1 protein-coding gene and 1 pseudogene are annotated in these 990 nt (G+C 43.5%); both read left to right on the plus strand.

The window, feature by feature from the left end; all coding sequences use genetic code 11:
• Positions 1–348 (plus strand): annotated as a pseudogene (locus A3762_RS02755) (NADH:ubiquinone reductase (Na(+)-transporting) subunit A); the annotation flags it as partial.
• 1 nt (position 349) lies between these two features.
• Positions 350–990, plus strand: a 641-nt coding sequence (locus A3762_RS02760; protein WP_197468971.1) for an RnfABCDGE type electron transport complex subunit D, incomplete at its 3' end; no start/stop codon positions are given.

Here is a 990-nt window from a genome sequence, read left to right on the forward strand (position 1 = left end):
CGCGAGTTGTTCGGTTGGTTAAACCCGGGCATGAACAAGTTCTCTGTCATGAACATTTACTTATCAAAATTAATGGGAAGTAAACTGTTTAGCTTTAGCACCACTACAAATGGTAGTGAACGCGCGATGGTTCCTGTTGGTGCTTATGAACGTGTAATGCCATTAGACGTCCTTCCTACTCAGCTTCTTCGCGCATTGATTGTTGAAGACACTGAACAAGCTCAGCAATTAGGTTGCCTGGAGTTAGACGAGGAAGATTTGGCATTATGCACATTTGTATGCCCTGGTAAGTATGAGTATGGTCCGATCCTTCGGTCCAACCTAACGCGCATCGAGAAGGAGGGCTAATATGGGCTTACGTAGTTTTTTAGATGATCTTGAGCCGCACTTTCATAAGGGTGGCAAATATGAAAAGTTCTACGCACTTTATGAAGCCGTAGATACGATTTTTTACTCACCTTCAAGCACAACTGCTGCGACATCTCATGTTCGCGATGGCGTAGATTTGAAGCGTATTATGATCACAGTTTGGATGTGTACATTCCCAGCTATGTTTTTTGGTATGTGGAATATCGGTTTCCAAGCAAACGATGCAATTGCAGCAGGTCTAGCGACTGCTCCAACGGACTGGCATAGCTTGTTCTTTATTGGTCATGACCCAAGTAATATTTGGCATAATATGGCTTATGGTGCAGCTTACTTCCTGCCTATTTACGCGGTTACCTTCGTAGTTGGTGGTTTTTGGGAAGTGTTGTTCGCAGCTGTTCGTGGTCACGAAGTTAACGAAGGTTTCTTCGTAACATCGATTCTATTTGCTTTGATCTGCCCACCTGATTTACCACTATGGCAAGTTGCTTTAGGTATTTCATTTGGTGTTGTGATTGGTAAAGAAATCTTTGGTGGTACCGGTAAGAACTTCTTAAACCCTGCTTTGACTGGTCGTGCATTCTTGTACTTCGCATACCCAGCTGAAATTTCAGGTGACGTCGT

Source organism: Oleiphilus sp. HI0125 (genome assembly GCF_001635355.1).